Source organism: Salipaludibacillus neizhouensis, assembly GCF_002886185.1.
In the GTDB taxonomy this organism is placed as follows: Bacteria; Bacillota; Bacilli; order Bacillales; family Salisediminibacteriaceae; genus Salipaludibacillus; species Salipaludibacillus neizhouensis.
This window is the reverse complement of the sequence record NZ_KZ614146.1, coordinates 62,265-86,035: the sequence shown is the minus strand read 5'-3', so window position 1 is coordinate 86,035 and position 23,771 is coordinate 62,265. Positions and strand designations below refer to the sequence as shown.

Genomic DNA, 23,771 nt, shown 5'->3' with positions numbered 1-23,771 from the left:
TTCTATACACCTAATTTTTTTAAGGAGGTGTATAGAAAATAATCAATTGAATATTCCATTTTTCATTTTGTGAAAAAAGAAAGGAGAAACAATGATCACTAAAAAAACCAAGATTTCTATTACTCTCGCACTTTCGTTATGTTTTTTAATATTATTATGGACAATGGCGGTGTCTGCAAAAGATAACAATTTTTCCGTTCCGAATAATAAAGATGCTCAAGAAATCAATATTAATGTAGATAATAAGTATCAGGAAATTGATGGATTTGGAGCTTCTGGGGCCTGGTCTCTCGATCAAATAGGTGAGGACTGGTCAGAAGAAAATAAGAATAAAGTGGCTGATCTACTTTTTTCACAGGAAGAAGGTATTGGCTTATCTATGTGGCGGTTTAATATTGGCGCCGGTAGTGATGAGACAGATGAAGAAATTATAAATGACCCGTGGAGAAGAGCAGAAAGTTTTAAAGGAGACGAAGATGAGCCTTATGATTGGTCTAAACAAGCTGGTCAGCAGTGGTTTCTCCAAGCGGCTAAGGAACGTGATGTCGAAGAATTTATTGCATTTGTAAACAGTCCCCCTGTTTGGATGACAAAAAATGGGCATGGACAGCCTGATCCTTCTGTCGGCAGCACAAATTTAAAAGAAGAATCTATTGATGATTTTGCTATATTTTTAGCAGATGTGTTAGAACATTTCGAACAAGAAGAGCTCCCGTTCCAATATATTAGTCCGATCAATGAACCAACCTGGGATTGGAATTATGCAAATCAGGAAGCAAATCGGTACAATATAGAGGATATGAAAAAAGTAATTATTTCCTTACATGAAGAACTAAAAGAAAGGGACCTTGACACTGAAATCGATAGCCCTGAAGCAGTTGAATATACGTCATTGCTTGATGACGAGATGTATGCTGAGTTTACTGGTAATGATAGCCATTACAGCAGTGGAAATGCGAATGGTGATTATCCTGGCAAATATCGAGAATATATCAAGGAATTTTTAGGAGACTCAGAAATAAAAGAGATGATCGGAAATAAAATCAGTGCCCATGCCTATTGGTCTGATCATTATTCTGGAGAGGATCGTCTTATTCCGTTAAGAGAATCTGTACGGGAAAACCTGAATCAATATGATCCGGATGCTAAAATTTGGATGTCAGAGTACTGCATTTTAGGAGATAACGGTCATGAACGAGATCTATCGATGGAGACGGCGCTTGATGTTGCTCGACTCATTCATTTTGACATGGTGGAAACCCAAGCCTCAGCATGGCAATGGTGGCTAGCTTTTTCTCCATATGACTACAAAGATGGGTTGATATATACTGATTACCTCGAGCCAGGTGATGAAGAAAATATCATCGAATCTAAATTATTGTGGGCATTAGGAAATTACAGCCGTTTTGTTAGGCCAGGAGCAGAGAGAGTTGAATTACAAGGAGCTAACGACAAGGACGATCTTATGGGTTCAGCATATTACAAAGAAGATGATGACCAACTTTCTGTTGTGCTTGTAAATTATAGTGAGGAGACAAAACCGGTAAAAATTAATGTAGATGAACTACCAGTCAAAAAACAAGCAATTCAATTTAAACCATACGTTACTTCTGAAGATTATGACTTGGAACAAAAAAATTTATTTCCTGCACATAAGACTTTTAATGTACCTCCTAAATCTGTAGTAACATTAGTCGCTCAATAAAATGATTGCTTCACCTGGTATATTAACTAATTATACTCTCACTATAGCTTGAAGGAGTCTGAGCAGGTTCGCAAAGACTTTTAAAATTAACCCCCGCATTCGATGAGACTGTGAACAAATAAAAAGTTTAATAGAAAAAAGAATTAATCGGGGGATTTAGTCTCTATCGTATACGGCTTTGTAAAAGTGATCTGCACGTATACTAGGAAACGTTTGAAGTAGAAAATGTAGAACCTCCATACGATTATGTAAAAAGGGTACAATCCACTCGGCTTGTACCCTTTTTTGAATCACTTTTACTTTTGTAAACTATAATGTTCATGGTTTCTACTTCATAGGAGGATTTATTTCCTGTGGACATCCCCCACTCTACTTCATCAATAAAGCGATCTGGTTCCACTTCCCCACGTTTTAAGTTCAGTCCAGATCTGAATGCCTTCTTGAAACAAAGATCGGGGTCTTGCTCGGCTCCATCTTCCGCAGGAGTCTTCGCCATTTCAGAGGCATCCCTGGTTTTTACATCAGTATGTTTTATCTTTTGTCGATTTACTTAACTCAGGTGCACAGGTTTTGACATAAATGCAGCCATTTCCTTGCACCTTCTCTGCGAATTGAAAAAGGCGATCCCTTGTGACTCATGGCACTTATAATTATTCAGCATCCCCTAATATAAACGTTCAATATTTTACAATTTTACGTGCAACCTTTTCTATAAAAGTTGTTTAAGCTGTTTCTCCCCCTGTCCCCACTACTTATTGATTAAGCAGTTTGTTGTTGTTTTTCTTGTTTTTTCTTTTCTACACTTTTAATTTCTAATTGAAGGGAGATAGCAACTACAAAGGCAACTATTATTAACCCTGTAAAAACATAAAATACCGGAATATAACTATCCGTTCTCTCTCTAATTTGTGAGACTAAGACAGGTCCTAAAATTCCTCCTAAAGACCAAGTCGTTAAGAGAAAACCATGAATGGCACCCAGTTGTTTTGTTCCAAATAAATCACCAATGAAAGCTGGAAGGTTTGAGAACCCACCTCCGTAACAGCTGACAACTACTAATATTAATGCTTGAAACACTAATACGCTTGTTATGTTTGGAAGCATGATGAATGTGATTAGTTGGAGGATAAAGAAAATGATGAATACAGTTGGTCTTCCAATGTAATCTGAAATAGCAGCCCACGCAAGTCTGCCGCCACCATTAAAAATTCCCATAATTCCTACTAAGGTTGCAGCAGCTGCCGCAGTTAATCCAACAACTTCCTGTGCCATAGGAGAAGCGACTGAAATCATCATAATTCCTGCAGTCGTGTTAATGAGCATCATTGTCCACAGCATCCAAAAACGTCTTGTTTTCACTGCTTGTTTTGCAGTTAATTCTGACAAGTCTTTCTTAACAACTTTTTTACCAGAAGCAATGTCTTTTTTCATCCCGTCCGGCATCCAATCCTTAGGAGGTGGAGCAATATAGGAGGCTCCTAATAAAATAAGAACAAAATAACTCGCACCTAAAATATAAAATGTGTTTGTAATTCCCACAGAACCCATCAGGCTAGCTGCCACTGGTGCAGTGATAAGTGCTCCTGCACCAAAACCCATGACTGCCATTCCTGTAGCTAACCCTCTTCGGTCAGGAAACCATTTAACGAGAGTGGAAACCGGCGCGATATAGCCTATCCCGAGCCCTAGTCCACTTGCTAAACCGTATGTTAAGAGAAAAAGAAGAAGCGAATCAATCTGAGTGGCTAAACCAGCTCCTGCCTGTCCCAGACCAAACAGAATTGCGGCCAGTATAGCAGATTTTCTAGGACCGTTTTTTTCAACAAAACTGCCAAAGAAAGCAGCTGACAATCCACCGAGTGCCATCATGATTGTAAACGCATACGTAATTTCCGTTGTCGACCAGCCCATCGCATCGTTGATTGGATTTGTATAAACACTGTAGGCATATGCTGCCCCAATGGAAAGGTGAATAGCAATTGCAGATAAGGCAATGAGCCACCTGTTTTTTGTTGTTTTCATATCTATTCCTCCTTCGATTCTATCGAGCTTTGGCATCCTTTTTTAAGTACAGATCACCTTGTTCAATTAACGGTGAATTCCCAACCCACTAATCACTCTTTATAAGAAGGTAGTTATTTCAGGGCGGATCTTTCCGCGGAAAATGTTTTTTTCCGCTGGAACCGCTGCCTTTCGTTACTTTAATCTTCTTTCCTAAACAACAAAATATGCTGAAACAGTCAAAACGAAGTTAATTAAGATTCCATTGTAGATAAATCACCTGTTGGAAGGTCGAGGTCCCATGCCTTTAACACTCTTCTCATGATTTTTCCACTTCTGGTTTTCGGTAAGGAATCTCTAAATTCAAATTCTCTTGGCGCCACATGTGCAGACAAGCCTTTTTTAACGAAGTTACGAATCTCTTCTTGAAGTTCATCACTAAGTTCATATCCATCTCTTAATGAAATAAAGGCTTTAATAATTTCCCCACGAACAGGATCCGGTTTACCGATTACACCAGCCTCTGCTACAGCAGGGTGTTCAAGTAGTTTACTTTCTACCTCAAATGGACCGACACGTTCTCCAGCCGTCATGATGACATCATCAACCCGCCCTTGGAACCAAAAGTATCCTTCTTCATCCATGTAAGCCGAGTCTCCGGATACATACCAATCACCAGCAAGAAAATACGAGTCAAATTTTTCCTGGCGATTCCAAATGGTTTTCATCATCGATGGCCACCCTTTTTTGATCGCTAGATTTCCCATGCTGTTTGGAGGAAGCACATTCCCTTCGTCATCGACTATCGCCGCTTCTACCCCTGGAATTGGTTTTCCCATTGATCCGGGTTTAATATCCATCGACGGATAATTACAGATAAGTTGAGCTCCCGTTTCTGTCATCCACCATGTATCGTGGATTCTCAAGTTCATCACTTGCATTCCCCATCTAATCACTTCTGGGTTTAATGGCTCTCCGACACTTAACACATGCCTTAAAGAAGAAAGATTGTGCTTCTCAATAATTTCTTCTCCAGCACCCATTAACATACGAAAAGCTGTCGGGGCACTGTACCATACCGTGACTTGATATTTTTCCAAAGTTTGATACCAGTCATCGGGACTAAATCGTCCTCCACGTATCACATTGGAAACTCCGACTAACCATGGCGCAAATATGCCATAAGATGTTCCCGTCACCCATCCCGGATCTGCAGTACACCAGTAGATATCATCATCTTTTAGGTCAAGCACCCATTTTGCAGTTTGATATTGTTGGATCATGGCATTGTGAACGTGTAAAACTCCTTTAGGCTTTCCAGTAGAACCAGATGTATAATGTAAAATCATTCCGTCTTCGCGATCAACCCATTCCATCTTCAACGAGCTACTCGCTTGTTCAAAACGACGATAATAATCAATCGTTTGTTCATCTTCTTTAACGTCATTTCCTACGAGAACGATCTTCTCAAGTTCAGAAAGTTCATCAACGGGAACACGTCCAATCAATTCAGGAGTTGTGACAAGAACTTTTGCACCACTATCTTCCAAACGATCCTTTACAGCCCCCTCCATAAAAGCTTCAAATAATGGTCCGGCAATCGCACCTAGTTTAATCGTTCCTAATAAGATGAAATACAGTTCAGGAGATCGGGGCATAAAAATGAATACACGGTCTCCCTTTGTTACACCAACGTTTTTCAAGATATTGCCTGCTTTATTAGAAGAATCTCTCATCTCTTTAAATGTATAATTGTCTTCTCTATTTTGGTCAGAATAATATAATGCTATTTTATTGCCCTTATCAGAATTTGCGTGACGGTCTATTGCTTCGTGAGCCATATTAACAAGACCGGTTTTATACCAAGAAAAGTCTTTTTCCACTTGCGACCATTCATGGGAATTGGCTTCCTCATCATAATTTTTTAAATTGTGATTGGCATTTTGTGAAGAGATTGTTTGTGATAACATGTTTAATAGCCTCCTTGATAAATTGTCCCTTATTACTACTATTGTAGTTGGACTTCCTTTTTAATAAAATTAAACTCTGTTAATCTTACATCTTGTTTCAGAACCTGCTGTTTCCACCTATTGAATCTTTTTTCAAAGACTCTATTCACTATTGATTTAACAAGTTTTTTTAACAGGCTCTAGATTAAAGCGCTTTCATTTTAGGTTATAAAAAAATTTGTTACTATGAAGAAACAGTGATTCCTTTCCTTTACACTGTTTACAAGTGGAATATATTGTTTATTGTATAATAGAAGAGTTCTTTTTACGTCGTAAATTGACAGAACATAATATTTCTGGATAGAATGAAAATAATCATGATTAATCGAAAGATTCGGAAAAATAAATCAAAGAAGGAGGAGTGAAAATTTTGCAGAGTAATGTGGTTCAACAATTTTCTTCGTTCATTGAAGATTGGGTTCCTGAAGAAGCCTCTATTGCAATTGCGAGTGGAGATAAGTACATCACTTACATTCCTGGAAGGCATGATATTCATATTAGTCAAGGACAACTGATTCCTTCTGGAAGTATTACTGAACGTGTTTATATGCAAAAAAGCAGAGTAGAATCTTTGGTTGATAAGTCAGTGTTTGGTACCTCTTATTATGGAGTTGGTTATCCACTTGAAGATGCAGATTCCGGTTTAAGTGGCGCTTTAACCGTCATTTTGCCACCAGAATATTCTATTGCCGTTCAAAAACCGCTTTCTTTTATCGTTGGTAAAAGTGACGAGCTTTGGATCCCAATAGCTGTGGAACAGATTATTTATATAGAAAGTAACCAAAAGAAAACAATCATCTATACAAACGATGATTGCTTCACTTCAAAATACCCTCTTAAAACATTAGAATTAAGATTATCAGACTCTTTTATTCGTATTCATCGATCCTATATTGTAAACATTGCTTATATCAAACAATTTTCTCGTGATATAGCGTCTAATTTAGAGGTTGCGTTAAAAGAACCAAGAGGTGCTAGTCTTCCGATTAGCCAAAGTTATGTTCAAAGTGTGAGGGGGATTTTAGGTTTTTAATTATCGAATTTAGAGAAATAACTCATTGATTTTGAAAGCCCATCATGTCATAGTAAAATGATGGGTTTTTAAGCAACTTTATCCATTGAATGAATATGATGCAATCACCTCAATACGTTATTTAAATGGAAGGAGCCTGAAAGAAAGTGAAATTAGTTTATATCACACTTACTGTTATTGCAGTTGCTGCCGGAATCCTTACATACGTTTTTCTAAATACAGAAAAAGTTATAGAAAAAATTGTGGCGTCTCCTGATGAAGCAGAAACCATGAATAATGATAACGATGAAATTGCTGAGGATGTTGAAGTTATTGTCGGAAATATTCCATCTTCTGAAGAGGTAGCAGAAGAGTTTGCAGACGATATGCCAGAGAATAAAGTAAAAAAAGCTATGCATCATATGAGCCATCAAAAGATAACTGCAGACCGAAAATGGGGAAAGATATTCATTACAGAAGGACGTATTAAGCGATTAATAGATGTAGTTGAAGCAAATGAGTATGAGAATAAAACTATTTATCTTAGTATTCTTGAAAGGTGGGAAAGTGGTGACTTTTCCCGTGCTGACGAAGACCACAACACAATCTGGAAATTACAAGGCGGAACAATCGGCCGTGCAACAGGTTTAATGACTCAGGAAGAAGAAAACAGGTATATAAAAAAGCATTTTGAGTAATCTATAAGCCCTTAATATTCAGTTAAAACGTCCAAGAGACTTTAGTCTCTTGGACGTTTTTCGTGAAAATGAACCTTCGCTTTTAACACAAACGTTATTACTGCATTGGATTAACGCCGTTGGTAGGTGGTGTCCCATGAGTATAGTTTGGAGGTACTTTAAGGAAAGGTACCTGCCCAGCGCCTGGATTTTGTACATAGTTAAACGTTCCAACTCCATCTAGCGCTTTACCATTTACCCAGCGCCCAGTACTGCTTTCTTCGCCTTCCGAAAAATTCATGAAAGAATAAGCAACTTCTTGCTTTTCAAATTCAGGATTAAAGGTACTGGGAACAACTGCGCCTTGTGATTTTACCAGCTCTTCTATTGCTGCCATCCACTGGTTTTGATGCATCTTATCCCGTGCAATTAAGAAGGAAAGCATATCCCTTACTCCCGGATCTGTCGTCATTTCATAGAGACGAACTACTTGGAGCCGCCCTTGTGACTCTGCATTCAGATTCGCCCTGAAATCTGCTAATAAATTTCCACTCGCAATGGTGTAACGTGCATTCCACGGATACCCGGAAGCATCATTCGGCTGTGCACCAAGTCCATTTACAATTACGTGCTGAGGATTCATCCCACCAAGAACTGCTTCAACCGCTGGATCTTTTGCTCCTTGCTCTTGATCATGAGCCGGCGCCCCATCCAAAAGTTGTGCAATCATCGTCGCAATCATTTCGACGTGGGCGATTTCTTCCGTACCAATATCCAAAATCATGTCTTTATATTTTCCTTCTGCCTTGCAATTCCATCCTTGAAAAAGGTATTGCATCATTACTGTCATTTCACCATACTGACCACCCAATATTTCTTGGAGCTTCTTCGCATATACAGGATCAGGACGTTCCGGTTTTGCATTATACTGAAGTTCTTTTACATGAGAGAACAATTGCTTCACCTTCCTATTTCTTATGTATTATTTATTCAAAAGTTAGGTTAATCTACTCTCATAGTTCTATTCATTTACTGTAGAACCACCATATATATTAGAAAAACGCGTAGTGTCTTCTGTTTAAAATGCTTTCTTACCCTTAGACTTTAGAAAAACTCAAAGTAGGGAAGTCGGCGATTCATAAAAAAAGATCAAGTCCACCAAGGACTTGATCTTTCTATATTCACAAACTAATTTAATTTATTTGCAAGCTGCTGCACCAACGATAATTAATAAAATGAACAGCACTACAATTAGTGCAAATCCATTACCGCGAGCAGGCGCTACCGCTGGAGCCACTGCTGGAGTTGGGCACCAAGGTGCGCCGCCATAACCGTATCCACCAAATCCCATTGTAATTCCCCCTTCCTATAATAAGAATCAAGTCACAACTCTTGAATTTTTATAAGTGGAGTTATGAAGTGAGAAGATCCGACTATTATTAACTAGATCAATACATCGGCAAATGTAAAAAGCGGATTTAGCCTCCCACTGCACCCATTTCCCTCACTTGATATTAGCTTATGTTGTCAACTTAAATTTGTATCGACTATTAATACGTTTCAGTGTTTTTGTGCTCTTTAAAAACCCTGATTCATTCATTGCGATGAAAAAATTCTACTGAAGTTGAGACTGTTCATTGTTTAGCTATCAGACTTTATAATTGAAAAAAGGTAAGCAATAAATGATACCCCTCGCATCAGAAAGTGAGGGATATCATTAAAGCTTACCTTTTACTGGTTAGTTTTTACTCTTTGTTTGTTGTTCCGGGAATCACACAACCATCAGGAACTCAGTCATTTCCGCCTTTTGATTGCGCTTCTTCTGCTTTTTCTTTTTCTAATTCTCTTTGCTGCCAATCTGTATCTATTGTCGGTGAAAATTTCTCAGGATGCCGTATATACCAGTGTTGTTTTTTACTCCTAAATTCGTAGGTTCGTTTGCAGTATAAATCTATTATTTATTCATTAACTCTCCGTGTGCATCAGTCAGATTTAACATTTCTTTTCATAGCATCCGCAACAAATTCCACGTTTGTTCCAACGATCACTTGATAATTCTTTTCACTAATCTTCATCGTACCTTTAGCACCATTTGCTTTCAGAGATTTTTCATTAATTTTCCCTGTATCTTCAACTGTTAAACGAAGGCGAGTAGCACAGTTGTCAATGTGAGAAATATTTTCTTTTCCACCTAAGGCGCGGATAAACTGATTTGCCATATCTTCGTATTTATCCCCTGTGCCCCTAATTGACTCAGTAGTTTCTTCGTATTCTTCTTCCTCTTCATCTTCACGACCAGGAGTTTTAAGATTTAGGACTTTGATTAAGCCGACAAATACAAAGAAGTAAATTAAACCGTATAGAATTCCTATCCCAAATAATAACCATGGACGCTGTGCAATACCTAAATTCAAGAAAAAGTCAATTGCCCCTGCTGAAAAACCAAACCCATGATGAATATCCAATAGGTATGCAACAACAAACGAACTTCCTGTGAGTACTGCGTGAATAACATATAGTAAAGGTGATAAAAACATGAACATAAATTCAATTGGTTCCGTAATACCTGTTAAAAATGCAGTAAACGCAACACCACCAATAAGTCCAGTCACAGCTTTTCGACGATGCTTTTTCGCTGTAACAATCATCGCTAAACCAGCAGCCGGGAGACCGAACATCATTACTGGAAAGAAACCTGCCATGAATATCCCTGCAGAAGGGTCTTTCGCAAAGAAACGGGATAGATCCCCCCTTACAACATCTCCTGCCGCATTAGTAAACTCCCCAAACTCAAACCAAACGAGTGTGTTTAATACATGGTGAAGTCCAAGAGGGATTAACAAACGATTTAAGAAACCAAATGCACCCACTCCAACTGCTCCTGCACTGATCATCCACTGACCAATTGCATGAATACCTTCCTGAATAGGAGGCCATACGAAACCAAAAATTCCAGCAAGTAGAACCATTGTAGTAGCGGTTATAATAGGAACGAACCGACGTCCCCCAAAAAAACCTAACCACTCTGGTAATTTAATATTATGAAAGCGGTTGTATAAAAGACCAGCAATAACACCGGTTATAATACCACCTAACACACCCATATCAATACTTTCATTAATTGCTTCAATACCATTTGTTAATACCAAGTAACCAATTGCACCTGCTAAACCAGCTGCTCCATTACCATCCTTCGAAATTCCGATCGCAACACCAATAGCAAATAATAATGCTAAGTTCGCAAAAATTGCATCCCCTGAATTTGCGATAAATGGGATATCAAACATATCCGGTTGTCCCAAACGCAACAGTAGAGCCGCTGCAGGTAAAACTGCAATTGGTAACATTAAAGATTTACCAATTTTCTGTAAAAAACTCATCATCACTTTTCCACTCCTTTAAATTAATAATGAAATAATTACTACTAAATATAAATAAATAAACTAACAATATAACTAATATAAATCTTAGCACGGTATGTTATAGTTGTCTATACCTTTAACTATTTATTCTTAATAATATAGTATACATACATTATTAAGCCTTTTCATTTTGATAATCTCCTCCCGATTATCATATATGTATAGACAACTATATTTATAGGTGATATTATAAAAGTCTTATTAGTGTAATATCAAATGATGGCAAGTGTGTAAAACATTTTTAAAATTAGTATCTGAGTACTATTTTTTTCTATTCACTTTTTGATGGAGTTTTGCTTTTTATGAGGAAGTATATTTAATAGAGGTGTACTTTAGTCAATGATGGTAAATACAAATACATGCTGAAGTCTTTCATTTCGTAAAGGAGCTATGAAAATTGAAATTAATAACCGTTAAGAATTATACCGATATGAGTAAAACTGCCGCTGATATTATTGTTGAACATATTCATAAACATCCACAACTAGTACTTGGATTAGCAACTGGTAGTACCCCGATTGAAACCTATAAGTGTCTCATTGAAGATCACAAGCAAAATCAAACTTCTTATCAAGAGGTATCGACGTTTAATTTAGACGAATACATCGGTTTAGACCCCCTCAATCAAAACAGCTATCATTACTATATGAAGTCTAATTTTTTTAATTACATTAACATCCCCGAACAGAAAACTCATATTCCTAATGGAGAAGCAATAGATGTTGAAAAAGAGTGTGAAGATTACGAACAACAAATTGCAAATCATGATGGAATTGATTTACAACTACTAGGTTTAGGGAGTAATGGACATATTGGGTTCAATGAACCTGGCACCTCTTTTAAAACCGCAACACATGTTGTCAATTTAACTAATGATACTCGTCAAGCAAATGCTAGATTTTTCGACAATATGGAAATAGTGCCCAAAAAAGCAATCACAATGGGCATCGACACGATAATGAAGAGTAAAGAAATACTTCTTTTAGTATCTGGAGAAAATAAAAGTAAAGCTTTGGCAAGATTACTTCATGGTCAAATTGATCCAACTTTTCCTGCATCTGTTCTTAATCAACATTCCCAAGTTACAATTATTTCAGATTATGATGCACTACAGAATACTGTTGTACCTTCATCAATTCTGCTATAAAATTACTAGGAAAGACCAAAAATTGGTTTTCAATTACCGGAAGGGTGACCTGATGTGATCAATAAAAATTCCCCTATACCTATATATCATCAACTGGAAGAATATATCAAACAGTTGATTGACAGTGGGCAACTAGTCCCTGGTGATATTCTTCCTTCTGAACGAGAATATTCCGACAAATATGGAATTAGCAGAATGACTATTAGACAAGCAATAATAAACCTTGTAAACGAACGATACCTTTATCGTGTTAAAGGCAAAGGAACTTTCGTTATGGAAAAAAAATTCGAACAAGATTTACAAGGTTTAACTAGCTTTACTGAAGATATGAAAGCTAGAGGAATGAAGGCAAGTAGTAAATTAATTAAATTTAAAATTATTCCAGCTCACCTTAAACTTGCTAAATCATTAGATATCCAAGAACATGATCCAGTCTATGAGATAGTAAGGATTCGTTTAGCAGAAGAAATTCCCATGGCTTTAGAGCGAACCTATATCTCTGCTAATTTAGTGCAAGGATTAACTGAAGAAATTGTTCAGAATTCATTGTATAAATATATTGAGGATACCCTTCATATGAAGATTGCTAGTGGAACACAAATAATTGAAGCTGCCATTGCAAATGAACAAGAAGTTAAGTATCTTGACATTTCTGACAAGTCACCTATCATGCTTATGGAGCGAAGTTCGAAGCTAGATGATCAAACCATATTTGAGGTTGTCAAATCATCTTATCGTGCGGACAGATACAAATTCATGATTGATCTAAAAAGATTTTAGCCCTTGAGATTGGAGTGTGTGAAGAATGAATGATCTTAATGTAACAGAATCAGTGAATGTAAATAGCTTAACAATTGATGAAATGGGATCAATGAATATCGTTACTCTTATGTTAGAGGAAGACCGAGCCATTCATCAAGGCATCAAACAAGCTTTACCGAATGTCGCTAAGGTTGTGGATTTGATTGTTGAACAGTGGAAACTTGGTGGACGAGTATTTGTAGTAGGGGCTGGTACAAGTGGAAGGCTAGGTGTACTTGATGCAGTCGAATTAGGTCCAACCTTTTCCATTGAAGATAATCGATGGATTGGCTTAATTGCTGGTGGTAAAGAAGCGATGTGGAGTCCACTTGAACAACACGAGGACGAAATAGCGATTATAGAAAATGAACTGAGAAACCATTCTTTAAATAAAAAAGATGTTGTTATTGGGGTAAGTGCAAGTGGTTCAACACCTTATTCCGTTACAGCTATCAAGTATGCTAAAAAACTAGGGGCCAAAGCAGTCTCAATAAGCTGTAATCATAATACTATTTCTTCACAATTAAGTGATTGCGGGATTGAAGTTATTGCCGGACCCGAAGTCATCAGAGGTTCTACTCGATTAAAAGCAGGAACGGCACAGAAAATTATTTTGAACATGATATCAACTGCAACGATGATTCAGCTAGGTAAGGTCTACCAAAACCAAATGGTCGATATGCAACTAATAAACAAGAAACTAGTAAAGCGAGCAGAACAAACTCTAATGGATTTAGTTAACATATCAGAAAATGAAGCAAAAGATTTAATGACTAAAAGCAATCATGATCTAAAGGCCGCTATTTTTATAAATATTACCCAAACAGAACTCCCATTAGCTAAGAACTATCTAGAGAGAGAAAAGGGACATTTAAAAAATGCAATTTCTAGTTACTTTAAAGAAAATAGTTAGAAGTTTGTCTCCAAGAGTTTAACTTTGGAGATCTTTACTTCCCTTACTCTCCAAACACTTTTCAATCCAATTATCGACAATGGCTGGACAAGATGCAAAATGGATATGAGTATACCCGGCTATTAAATTGTATGTGACATAGCCTTCTTTATTTAGTCCTCGCATCCCTTTTGTTTCAAAAGCATATGGAAGAGATTCCTCATCTGTATGAAAGGAAGAATAATGAAATTCATGCCCTCTCGCGGTTTCGTCTCCAAGTATAAAATTGTTATTCTGTCCAGTGACCTCTCTGTAACCTAATGCCGCTAATTTTGATTGCATTTGGATATTACCCGGGATTACGCCAACCATTTGATGTTTTGTCTCCCCGGAGGTTTCAATAGAATTTGTTAAATACATAAATCCCCCGCACTCGGCCAGTGTAGGTAATCCGTTTTCAATCGCATCCTTTAAAGAACGTTTTACTTTCATATTACTAGCAAGCTTGCCTGCGAATTCTTCAGGAAAGCCGCCACCAATGTAGAGCCCGTCCACTCCCTCTGGTACTATATCATCCGCTAAAGGAGAAAAATAAACAATTTCCGCACCTTTAGCTTCGAGGATTTCTATATTTTCAGGATAATAAAAATTAAATGCAGCGTCTTTTGCTACGGCAATTTTGACTAATTTCTCTTTTTCCCTTCCAAAAAGGGAAGACTTATTTTTCACCTTAATTGGTTCAACAACAGATAGCTCAAGAAGTTTATCTATGTCTATCGTTTCAAGAATCAACTCTCCTAACCTATCAAAAAAGGAATCCAGATCACCTCGTTCAATAGATGGTATCAACCCTAGGTGCCGCTCAGGAATTTCAATATCCAATTCACGTTTTAAATAGCCGATTACAGGAATATCACATTCCTGTTCGATTGCTTTTTTTACTAGCTGAAAGTGTCCTTCGCTACCCACTTTATTTGCAATAACGCCCACTATATGTGGCCCCTCTGCAAATACTTGAAACCCTTTCACAATAGCAGCTGCACTTCTAGCCATGCTTGAGCAATTTACAACGAGTAAAACAGGACTTTTCGTTACCATGCTAATATCAGCCGTACTTCCTTCGTTTGTTTCAGGATTCTTTCCATCAAAGAAACCCATCACGCCTTCCATAATCGATATATCTGCACCTTCTGCACCGTGGGTGAAAATATCTAAAAGCGTATCTTTCGAAAACATCCAACTATCTAAATTACGGGACGATCGGTTGGTGACAGCTGTATGGTAAGACGGATCAATAAAATCCGGTCCGCACTTAAATCCTTGTACCGTTAGACCTCGTTTTTTTAATGCTGACATTAAACCAATTGTCATGGTTGTTTTGCCTACTCCACTTCCCGTACCTGCAATCACGATTCGTCGTTCTGGCAATGAAATCTCCACCTTTCTGAAATTCTTTCGTACCTCGCTCACTGGCGAAAAGTTAGACCAAACCTTATCCCATTAATCATGACATATCATCGTATTTCTCTCTTAAGCTAATGAATACTCTGCACATAAAGTTCAGTTCATATATTACAGGTAAACTTAGCCATCGTCTATCTCGTATTCAGTTTGCAACCTTGAACATTATACGTCTTCTTATGCATATAGGAAGTAATCTTCCGATATATAAAGCCCCCTGTAGCTCCTTCAGCCTCTGATTATGCAGCCTTCTTTATGTAACTTCTCCCCATCTCACATGAACATTCTTTGCATTTTTTTCTAACTTTAACAAACAATATAAAAGAATAGGAGGTACCTAAAATGAGGAATATATTTCAAGTTGCAAAAAGAATTCAATCTTTAAAATCTTCATCTAAAAAAGAGAACCAAAAAGAGCAGAATAATGCTCGGTTGATCGAAAAAAAAATAGAAATAAATTCACGTGAACTGCACCGAGTTTTTAAAAAAAGTGTGGATGTAAAATATAGGAATTTAGAGGTTTACGATAAAACCCCAGTCAAAGTATTTATCAGTTTTATCAATGGATTAGTTAATGAAGAATATATTAATTTACATATTATGAAACCATTAATGGAACCTGGTTTTTTCAAAGAGACGGAAAAGATGATATCAACCGACTTTTTTACAAATGTAAAAAATAAGATCTTAAGCACCTCAAACATGAAAGAAGTTAATACAATTGATGATGTAATCGATGGTGTCTTATCAGGGGAAACTGTCATTTTTATCGATGGCTATAAGTCAGCTTTTCTTGTAAGTACGCAAGGGTTTGAGTCAAGAAGTGTAGAAGAACCTCAAACGGAAGCAAATGTAAGAGGTCCACGAGAAGGATTTAATGAAGTATTGAAAGTAAATACGACCCTAATCCGTAGAAAAATTAAAAATTCAAATTTAGCTTTCGAGGATATAAAAATTGGAAAACAGACTAAAACAAACATTCGCATTAGTTACATAGAAGGAATAGCGAATTCAGAAGTTGTAGAAGAAGTAAAGAACCGGTTAAAACGAATCGACACAGATACAATATTGGAATCGGGATATATTGAACAATTTATTGAAGATCATCCTTTTTCGCCATTCCCAACTATTGGAAATAGTGAAAAGCCTGATAAAGTTTCAGCAAAAATATTAGAGGGCAGGATTGCTATTTTTTGTGATGGGACCCCGTTTGTATTAACGGTACCACAAGTATTAATTGAAACGTTTCAAGTTCCAGAAGACTATTATTCACGACCCTATTTAGCCTCAGTTTTGAGGTTATTAAGATTATTAGCTCTTTTTTTAACGGTTTATACACCAGCAATTTATGTTTCAATTGCAACATTCCACCATGAAATGGTCCCTGCGCAACTTCTTACAACAATGGTAGCATCAGCAGAAAAAGTTCCCTTTCCTACATTTTTAGAAGCTTTGATAATGATTATTACTTTCCAATTACTCAGCGAAGCAGGTGTTCGAATGCCACGTCCAATTGGTTCTGCTATTAGTATTGTAGGTGCGTTAGTCATTGGAGAGGCTGCAGTTGCTGCTGGATTAGTAAGTGCACCTATGGTAATTGTAGTCGCCCTTACTGCAATCACAGGTTTCGTTGTACCCTCTTTAAATGACTCCATCATTTTATCTAGGTTTTTTCTTCTATTTCTGTCCGCAGGTCTAGGGTTTTATGGAATGTTAACAGGGACGGTTATTTTGGTAGCACACTTATGTTCCCTGCGATCTTTTGGTACACCTTATTTATCACCAATGGGCCCGATTTTCTTAAGCGAATTGAAAGATTCCATTATCCGTATGCCATTATGGCTTCTTCAATCAAGACCTCAGTCGATTAATTGGAAAAAATCCGTAAGGCAAGGTTCTCAAAATAAACCCAAACATCCTAAAACATAAGGAAGGAGAGAAACAACGTTGAAAATTTTGTTAGTCATTATTTCTTTTTTATTGTTAACAGGATGCTGGGATAGAAATGAATTAGTTGACGTTGGAATTGTTGTGGGGATGGCTATCGATAAGGATCCCGATACAGGAGATTTTATATTAACGTCACAGTATCTAAGACCAGCAGCGGAAAGTACACAAACTCCTACCCCCGATCCACCATATTTAATGGTTTCGACTACTGGAAAAACAATTCCTGAAGTTATGCGAAAAGCAAATCAAACAATAGATCGTAGAAGTTTTTTTGCTCATAACAAAGTAATTATTATTAGCGAAGATGTTGCAAGAGAAGGATTGATTGAAATCAGTGACTCGTTTCAACGAGGTAAAGAAGTTCGAGGGTATGTTTGGTTATCAATTGCAAAAGATATAGGTGCCAAAGAACTCCTTGAAATAAAAGCAAATAATATCGCACGTATACCAGCTAATTTTTTAAACGCTCTTTTTGATAATACAGAGCATAATGCAACTGCCAGTAATCTTCTTACTTATTATAAAAAAGTATTGGGCGCAGGAATAAATCCGGTAATAGGCGTTCTAACTCGTGAAGAGACAGACATAGACCCTTTTGAACTTGTAAAACTCTCAGGAAGTGCTGTTTTTAAAGAAGATAAGTTAGTTGGATTTCTAGATGAAAGCGAAACAAGAGGGTATAACTGGGTAACAGAGGAAGGGCCAACTAGTAATAGAGGTGCCATAAATCTTCCTTCTTTATTACAAGAGGATAAATTTGTGACAATTTTATTGAAAGAAGTCCATTCTAAAATCATACCAAAGGTTGAAAATGGAGATCAAATTTCCTTCACAATTGAGGTTGACCAAAATGCAAGCTTGATTGGACAAGAAGCTACTGTTGAACTGGAAAGCCGAAAACAAATTTCTCAATATCTAAGTCAAATTGGAGCGGAAGGCGAAAAAGAAATTGAAAACGAAATAAAGAAGGCAGTAGATAAAGCACAAGATTTCCAATCAGATATTTTTGGCTTTGGAGAGGCTTTAAATATAGAAAACTCAAAAGTATGGAATAAAGAAAAAGACAATTGGGCTGAAACATTTGCTGAAGTGCCATATACAGTAAATGTTCATTTAAATATAAAAAGTCCCGGATTATCACAAGCTCCGTTTAAACCCCAGGAATAAGGAAGAACATTGTCCACTGCTAGTTTCTTTAGTAGTGGACTTTAGAATTTAAATTGTCTTATTGTTTGGTTATTTAGATTGAATACTGAGTAATGATATATATCTTAACTTTTAAATAGTAACGCTAATGCGTGGTAGATGATCATCAATAATAGAACTAGGGTATAAAAGCTTCCTCCAATTATAATGAGTGTGAATAATGGATCTGCTTTAAATATTGCTAAATCAATTGGCATCATTAATCACCTTTCGAGAGGAAGATTTTCTTTTTATAAACATGATTATTAATAATAAAACAGGAAGAAATGCAAATAATAAAATACTATAAATCCCGTTTTCCATCCCCTTCCATCTTTGATCTTCTAATCCAGAGAAACGATATACAGTAAATAGCGGTAAAAGAAGCCCGAAAATGGAGATGGACCACTTTGGGTTACTGCCGTTAACCAACCAGGTCATCGCTAAAATGAAACCCAAAAAATGTAAAGCTGTTTTATAAATCCCTCCGATAAACATAATAAATACAGCAATACTATCTAAGTTTGTAATAATATCAGCAATATTTATTGATATCAATGTTTCTAATAGAGGGATTTCTGTATTTGCAGTTAGCTCCGGACCTAAAACACCAATCATTACAATCAGAGATGAGATTAGCAATAATGTTGACAAACTTACAGCTAAAAAAGTCATTTTACGTATGGATTTTTGATCTTTTACATAGTGCCAAAACATTAGAAATACAACCATTTCACCAAATGGGAAAGCAATAACTGTAGGTAATTCTCCTAACACAGGTTTCAGCCCATCCCCTAAAACGGGTCGTAGGCTATCAATTTCAAATGGCTCTATATTCACAATCAAGGTAATTATCAAAAAAAGTATTAAATAAGGGAGTAATATTTCCACTGTTCGCACCAAGACTTCAAAACCTAAATTAAGAATGTAAATGATGACAATGATAAATATATACAAAATTACTAAAAGTGGCGTTCTTGGTAATGCAGTCATATTAATAAGCATACCAAATTCATAAAAGTTGTGTGTTGCCTGACTTAAGAAATATAAACCGAAAAGAAGCAGCAAGGGTTTGGCAAGTTTTGTCCCTATAGTATTATTTAAGATCTCTGAAAAGTTTTGATTAGGACAGTACTTAGGAAATTGAGTGTAAACCAATAGTAGAGATAGACCTATAACGAAAGCCATTAAGATAACAATCCATGCATCCTGTTTCGCTCCTATCCCTAGGGCAAACAGGGTTGTACTACCAACTTGAAACACCACAATAAGTGAAAATAACTGAATGTTTGAGATACGCTTCATTAGAAATAACTCCTTAGAATTGGTAAAGGAACACAAACAAGTATTTCAACTATCAATCCGTTATTTGAACATAATTATTAAGTATAAAATGTTTCACCTTATAACATTTTAGCCCTAAATGTAAATGTGTATAACTAAAATGAGAATAAGAATAAAATATAACAACGGAAGCAAAGAAAATTGAAATTTTATGCTAGAAAAGATACTTCAAGTTCATAAACCAACTATGACACTCTGCTCGATAGAACAAGTAACTGAGTCGTTGATAATTGGGGGGCCAAGCTATACTTTATTGAACATTAATAGCCCCATTAATTTTTATATGAATTTCAAAAAATAGTAGGATACATGACAAATAAAAAACGACATATTCTTTTGCTAAAGCAAAAATATGTCGTTGATAACATATATGTGGTAAAAATAAGGAGAGGCAATTCTCTGACCTCACCGCTGTTATTAAATCCACTATTCGTTACGCCAGTACCAGATATTACATTGAGGATTTAAAAATGGTAACTTGGTTTCTGCCATTTTGTTTTGATTGATATAATGCCTTGTCAGCTTCTCCGATAAGCTCATCTAATGTTTTATTTTGTGAAGGAATGGTAACTCCAATTGAAATGGTTACATCCACATTTGGTTGAGTTTCTTCATTTTTAAAAATGTATTCTTCAACTTTCTTCCTAAAAGTCTCCGCAGTAACCGTAACATCTTCTGAAGAAGTCACATTGGAATAACAAATAATAAATTCTTCTCCTCCGTACCGAGCGATCATGTCTCCTTCTTTAACACTTTCCTTTAGTAATCGTCCAATGATTCTCAGTACTTCATCACCTGCTGGATGTCCATTCGTGTCGTTATAGTGCTTGAAATAATCGACATCAAACATACAAATAGAAACGGGTATTTTATGAGAAATAAGCTTATGTACTTCATTTTTGAAGTATCGTATATTCGGCAAATGGGTCATTGAATCATAATTTGACAAAAACTCTAGTTCTTTTCTTGACATTGCGTTTCGGTTAAAATCATTTAACATTAGTCCAATTCCTAGTATAGCGACAGTTGCAAAGAAGAACATTGCAATGGATATCGAAAAAGTTATTGGTGTTGTCCAAAGCATTAATCCAGTTTTAATTACTTCAAATACAATAAAGCCTATAATCATATGTTTGATGTTAATAATAGTATATGGATGATTTAACACCTTTTTATTATGAAATAAAGCTCCTATCAAAACTGGAAGTAAAATACCTTGGATAATTCCTTCTGTTAAAGTAGGTCCTCCAAGGGAAAAACGAAAAATACCAGGTAAGATAGCAGATAAAATCCCTAATTTCCAACCCCCTATATAGGAAATAAAAAATAAAGGTACTTCCCTTAAATCCAGTCGCATTCCCTCAAGTAATAATGGATGAAACATAATCGAAAACGATAAAAATCCTATAAAAAGTGCACTTAACCACATGTAACGAAGAGGATTATCGATTTTTAATAGAATGAATTCTTTTAATTTTAACCCTAGAAACATTAAAGCAATTATTAATGCCATATTTTCTAGAAAGAAAAAAAATATTGGGTGTGAATACATATACAAAACCCCTAGTATTAGTGTCCGATATTATATTTTAGCAAATTTAGGTGCAAAGTCATTGGTGAAATCACTGAAAATATTGCTTAAATTTTTCTCACAAACTCTATAGTATCATTATCTTATTTTAGCATAAAATTAACCGATTTCTTTTTTATGCCTACTTTATCTATTTTTCTCTTCTATCTTCAATTAGGTTATCACTGTAGACTTCTTTTCAAGATAGATAACTTATCTACCAGAGGAAGAATTATTTGAAATAATTTTGATTAGCCACGCTTGCTAACATCAGCTTTTTCACTCACTATTTTAGAGGCTAATTCTGTAATTCTCCATAATAAAAGGAACAGTATATACTCAACTGTCCCTTTTTATTTATTTCATAATTTTATTACCAGTGCCCTCTGAAGTTATCTGTTATTTGACCATAACCGATGACTATGTAAATAGTTTAATATGGAAGACCATAATTTTTCGGGAAATTAGGCCCATGCATATGAATGTGTTTAAAAATCGGTATCGCAGGATATTCTGTGAAAAGGAAGATAAAATTCCCGATTATGGTGTCTTAAGGACTAAATACGAGTATCATCGTTATTTTTCAATATTAATCTAGTCCTGCCTTTTTAAAAAGATTACTGTATGCTATAGAAGATTTTTTTATCAGTACCTCAGCGGGTTCTTTCAAAGCATTTGGTGTTAATACTTCTTGAGTTACCGGTCCCCTATATCCTGCTTGCTTCAGCGCTTGTAAAAAACTAGGAAGGTCGATGACTCCTTCTCCGGGATAAAGACGATCGTTGTCTAGTAATTCTTTTACAGGAAGGGGTCTCGCATCGTTAATATGAACATGGATAATTTGGTTACTATCTAATTTTGATACCTCTTCATTCCTAAATTCCGTAGTATAACAGTGATAAGAATCTAGTAATAAACCGACATTTGGTTCTCCAATTGCATCCACAAAATCTAATGTTTGTTCCAAATTCCAGATAAATGGGTTCGCTAAACTTGTCCGCAAATGGTGCGGGCCGACAAACTCAAGTCCGAACCTCATTCCAAAACCACCTAAAATTTGAGAGCAAAGTCGCAAACGACGAGTAGCTACACTCATAAATTGTGCTGCATTCATGTCAGTCGAAGGAAAGATATACGTGATACATGATCTACATCCTAAGCTAGAAGCTGCTTTGGCATCAGACAATAACTGTGTAAGTCCTTTCTTAAAATCTTCTTCAGATTTTCTCCACTCCACATCAAGACCAATGGAACCAATCGCAACTTTATGGTCCTCTAAAAACTTCTTTGCATTAATTAATCCTTCCGTCTTGATGAATTCAGTTAAGGAATGTCCATCTATATCAATCGCTTTAAAATTGTATTTTGAGGCGAGATGAATGTATTGCTTGATTTCACCAACATCACCAATTCCCGCTTTAGATAATCCTTTAATCATTCATTTTTCCCCCTCTGTAATCCCAGTTAAGTACTACTTCCCGTCCAGTTCTAGAAGATTCATAGATTGCGTCTAAAATTAAGTTATTTGTATAACCGGTGATTGCCGAGCTGATTGGTTGTTTGTCTTCAAGAATACATTCTACAAAATGATTGCTAAGTCTCAATCTCTCACCTTCATCCTGCGGTTGTAAAGCTACTTCGATCGGTTGATTAAACCTTTCCGATAATAGTTTCCCTTTATTTCCGCGGATAGATGCACCACCTTCAGTGCCAAAAAGGTGAACAAACGGTTCGTTATCGGTATCCATATGCACAGCCCAACTGACATCTAGTGATAGTGTACTGCCATCCTCCATCCTAATAAGAGCTGTAGCAATATCTTCTACATCAAATTTACCTTCCCAATTAGGTTTCCCCCAAGTACCTATCCCTTTTTTCTTTGGACCGAATGCTGAGTAAGTTGATCCGAACACAGAGACAGGTTTGGGATTTCCCATTAAATGTAATGAGAGGTCTATTAAATGGACGCCAATATCAATTAATGGCCCTCCACCTGATTCTTCTTTATTCGTGAACCAAGTCCCCCAACCAGGAATTCCTTTACGCCGAAACCAGCCCGCTTTCGCATGATAAATCTCACCAAGTTCTCCACTTATTACTTGCTCTTTTACTTGCATTGGAATGGATTCCCACCGCATCTGATGAGGAATCATGACAATTTTTCCAGTTTCCTGTTGAGTGAGTAGAATGTCTTTGGCATCGGTTTCATTTATTGCCATTGGTTTTTCTAGCAAAACGTGCTTTCCGGCCTTCAATGCTTGAATAGCTAGAGAAGCATGGTAATTATTTGGAACAGCTACAATGACAGCATCCATTTCCTCATCATTAATTAAATCATCAGTATTATGATAGACTTTAGGAATTCCATAGGCTTCTGCTCGTGCCTTCGCTAGTGGTAAATAGACATCAGTGATTGCTATTATCTCTACTTCTGCTACTTCACTAAAAATAGATAGATGAACGTTTCCTATATTTCCTGCTCCAATGACACCCATTTTAATTTTATTCATAATTTCCTCCTATGTATCTTATTGATTAATAATTCAGTAATTTGCTTTACGAACAAGTCTCACTTTGAATGAAGACACGGTGCTC

General features: G+C 36.4%; 19 protein-coding genes. 8 read left to right on the top strand and 11 right to left on the bottom strand.

What is annotated here, in order from left to right; translation table 11 throughout:
* Positions 1–91 precede the first annotated feature (91 nt).
* Complete coding sequence (locus CEF18_RS00390; protein ID WP_223292196.1) at positions 92–1,705, top strand: glycoside hydrolase; 1,614 nt, start codon at positions 92–94, stop codon at positions 1,703–1,705.
* 244 nt (positions 1,706–1,949) lie between these two features.
* On the opposite strand, the gene CEF18_RS00385 is transcribed toward CEF18_RS00390, so the two are convergent.
* The 3 genes from CEF18_RS00385 to acsA form a co-directional block, all read right to left on the bottom strand.
* Positions 1,950–2,201: a hypothetical protein gene (locus CEF18_RS00385; protein WP_110934637.1), complete on the bottom strand. Its 252-nt coding sequence runs from the start codon at positions 2,199–2,201 to the stop codon at positions 1,950–1,952.
* Between the two features lie 263 nt (positions 2,202–2,464).
* The gene (locus CEF18_RS00380) at positions 2,465–3,727 is read right to left on the bottom strand and encodes an L-lactate MFS transporter (RefSeq protein ID WP_110934636.1); all 1,263 of its coding nucleotides are present in this window, start codon (positions 3,725–3,727) and stop codon (positions 2,465–2,467) included.
* A gap of 233 nt (positions 3,728–3,960) precedes the next feature.
* Positions 3,961–5,676 carry an acetate--CoA ligase gene (acsA, locus tag CEF18_RS00375; RefSeq protein WP_110934635.1) on the bottom strand — a complete coding sequence of 572 codons (1,716 nt, stop codon included), beginning with the start codon at positions 5,674–5,676 and terminating at the stop codon, positions 3,961–3,963.
* A 409-nt stretch (positions 5,677–6,085) separates the two neighbouring features.
* Here acsA and CEF18_RS00370 point away from each other — a divergent pair, with 409 nt between their 5' ends.
* Positions 6,086–6,748, top strand: coding sequence for a LytR/AlgR family response regulator transcription factor (locus tag CEF18_RS00370; protein ID WP_110934634.1), 663 nt, complete (start codon positions 6,086–6,088; stop codon positions 6,746–6,748).
* A gap of 146 nt (positions 6,749–6,894) precedes the next feature.
* On the top strand, positions 6,895–7,425 hold the full coding sequence (locus CEF18_RS00365; protein ID WP_110934633.1) for a DUF6241 domain-containing protein: 531 nt from the start codon (positions 6,895–6,897) through the stop codon (positions 7,423–7,425).
* Positions 7,426–7,522: 97 nt separating this feature from the next.
* Here CEF18_RS00365 and CEF18_RS00360 read toward each other — a convergent pair whose 3' ends face one another.
* The 3 genes from CEF18_RS00360 to nagE form a co-directional block, all read right to left on the bottom strand.
* On the bottom strand, positions 7,523–8,359 hold the full coding sequence (locus CEF18_RS00360) for a manganese catalase (protein ID WP_110934632.1): 837 nt from the start codon (positions 8,357–8,359) through the stop codon (positions 7,523–7,525).
* A gap of 243 nt (positions 8,360–8,602) precedes the next feature.
* Positions 8,603–8,755 (bottom strand): YjcZ family sporulation protein, encoded by a 153-nt coding sequence (locus CEF18_RS27090; protein ID WP_223292195.1) that lies wholly within the window; start codon positions 8,753–8,755, stop codon positions 8,603–8,605.
* Positions 8,756–9,386: 631 nt separating this feature from the next.
* Positions 9,387–10,787, bottom strand: a complete 1,401-nt coding sequence (nagE, locus tag CEF18_RS00350) for an N-acetylglucosamine-specific PTS transporter subunit IIBC (RefSeq protein ID WP_110934631.1) — start codon at positions 10,785–10,787, stop codon at positions 9,387–9,389.
* A gap of 436 nt (positions 10,788–11,223) precedes the next feature.
* On the opposite strand from nagE, the gene nagB reads away from it, so the two are divergent.
* Genes nagB through murQ form a run of 3 tightly spaced genes read left to right on the top strand, consistent with a single transcriptional unit; the run spans position 11,224 to position 13,687 of the window.
* Positions 11,224–11,973: a glucosamine-6-phosphate deaminase gene (nagB, locus tag CEF18_RS00345; RefSeq protein WP_110934630.1), complete on the top strand. Its 750-nt coding sequence runs from the start codon at positions 11,224–11,226 to the stop codon at positions 11,971–11,973.
* 54 nt (positions 11,974–12,027) lie between these two features.
* Positions 12,028–12,753, top strand: a complete 726-nt coding sequence (locus tag CEF18_RS00340) for a GntR family transcriptional regulator (protein WP_110934629.1) — start codon at positions 12,028–12,030, stop codon at positions 12,751–12,753.
* A 25-nt stretch (positions 12,754–12,778) separates the two neighbouring features.
* Entirely contained in the window at positions 12,779–13,687 is a 909-nt protein-coding gene (gene murQ, locus CEF18_RS00335; RefSeq protein ID WP_110934628.1) for an N-acetylmuramic acid 6-phosphate etherase, read from the top strand.
* A gap of 18 nt (positions 13,688–13,705) precedes the next feature.
* Here the strand turns inward: murQ and CEF18_RS00330 are convergent, their stop codons facing one another.
* On the bottom strand, positions 13,706–15,094 hold the full coding sequence (locus CEF18_RS00330; protein ID WP_110934627.1) for a cobyrinate a,c-diamide synthase: 1,389 nt from the start codon (positions 15,092–15,094) through the stop codon (positions 13,706–13,708).
* A 375-nt stretch (positions 15,095–15,469) separates the two neighbouring features.
* On the opposite strand from CEF18_RS00330, the gene CEF18_RS00325 reads away from it, so the two are divergent.
* Both CEF18_RS00325 and CEF18_RS00320 read left to right on the top strand, forming a co-directional pair.
* Entirely contained in the window at positions 15,470–17,056 is a 1,587-nt protein-coding gene (locus tag CEF18_RS00325) for a spore germination protein (RefSeq protein ID WP_110934626.1), read from the top strand.
* A gap of 18 nt (positions 17,057–17,074) precedes the next feature.
* Entirely contained in the window at positions 17,075–18,244 is a 1,170-nt protein-coding gene (locus CEF18_RS00320) for a Ger(x)C family spore germination protein (protein WP_110934625.1), read from the top strand.
* A gap of 225 nt (positions 18,245–18,469) precedes the next feature.
* Here the strand turns inward: CEF18_RS00320 and CEF18_RS00315 are convergent, their stop codons facing one another.
* The 4 genes from CEF18_RS00315 to CEF18_RS00300 form a co-directional block, all read right to left on the bottom strand.
* Positions 18,470–19,567 carry a GerAB/ArcD/ProY family transporter gene (locus CEF18_RS00315; RefSeq protein WP_110934624.1) on the bottom strand — a complete coding sequence of 366 codons (1,098 nt, stop codon included), beginning with the start codon at positions 19,565–19,567 and terminating at the stop codon, positions 18,470–18,472.
* Between the two features lie 490 nt (positions 19,568–20,057).
* Positions 20,058–21,158, bottom strand: a complete 1,101-nt coding sequence (locus tag CEF18_RS00310; protein ID WP_110934623.1) for a diguanylate cyclase — start codon at positions 21,156–21,158, stop codon at positions 20,058–20,060.
* A gap of 607 nt (positions 21,159–21,765) precedes the next feature.
* Positions 21,766–22,614 carry a sugar phosphate isomerase/epimerase family protein gene (locus CEF18_RS00305; RefSeq protein WP_110934622.1) on the bottom strand — a complete coding sequence of 283 codons (849 nt, stop codon included), beginning with the start codon at positions 22,612–22,614 and terminating at the stop codon, positions 21,766–21,768.
* Positions 22,607–23,686, bottom strand: coding sequence for a Gfo/Idh/MocA family protein (locus CEF18_RS00300; protein ID WP_110934621.1), 1,080 nt, complete (start codon positions 23,684–23,686; stop codon positions 22,607–22,609). The genes CEF18_RS00305 and CEF18_RS00300 overlap by 8 nt, the downstream gene beginning before the upstream one ends.
* Between the last annotated feature and the right edge of the window lie 85 nt (positions 23,687–23,771).

Excerpts from the sequence above, each read along its gene's own strand:
- CEF18_RS00390 (WP_223292196.1), top strand. The coding sequence starts at position 92 with ATGATCACTAAAAAAACCAAGATTTCTATTACTCTCGCACTTTCGTTA.
- CEF18_RS00385 (WP_110934637.1), bottom strand. The coding sequence starts at position 2,201 with ATGGCGAAGACTCCTGCGGAAGATGGAGCCGAGCAAGACCCCGATCTT.
- CEF18_RS00380 (WP_110934636.1), bottom strand. The coding sequence starts at position 3,727 with ATGAAAACAACAAAAAACAGGTGGCTCATTGCCTTATCTGCAATTGCT.
- acsA (WP_110934635.1), bottom strand. The coding sequence starts at position 5,676 with ATGTTATCACAAACAATCTCTTCACAAAATGCCAATCACAATTTAAAA.
- CEF18_RS27090 (WP_223292195.1), bottom strand. The coding sequence starts at position 8,755 with ATGGGATTTGGTGGATACGGTTATGGCGGCGCACCTTGGTGCCCAACT.
- nagE (WP_110934631.1), bottom strand. The coding sequence starts at position 10,787 with ATGATGAGTTTTTTACAGAAAATTGGTAAATCTTTAATGTTACCAATT.
- murQ (WP_110934628.1), top strand. The coding sequence starts at position 12,779 with ATGAATGATCTTAATGTAACAGAATCAGTGAATGTAAATAGCTTAACA.
- CEF18_RS00325 (WP_110934626.1), top strand. The coding sequence starts at position 15,470 with ATGAGGAATATATTTCAAGTTGCAAAAAGAATTCAATCTTTAAAATCT.
- CEF18_RS00315 (WP_110934624.1), bottom strand. The coding sequence starts at position 19,567 with ATGAAGCGTATCTCAAACATTCAGTTATTTTCACTTATTGTGGTGTTT.
- CEF18_RS00310 (WP_110934623.1), bottom strand. The coding sequence starts at position 21,158 with ATGTATTCACACCCAATATTTTTTTTCTTTCTAGAAAATATGGCATTA.
- CEF18_RS00305 (WP_110934622.1), bottom strand. The coding sequence starts at position 22,614 with ATGATTAAAGGATTATCTAAAGCGGGAATTGGTGATGTTGGTGAAATC.
- CEF18_RS00300 (WP_110934621.1), bottom strand. The coding sequence starts at position 23,686 with ATGAATAAAATTAAAATGGGTGTCATTGGAGCAGGAAATATAGGAAAC.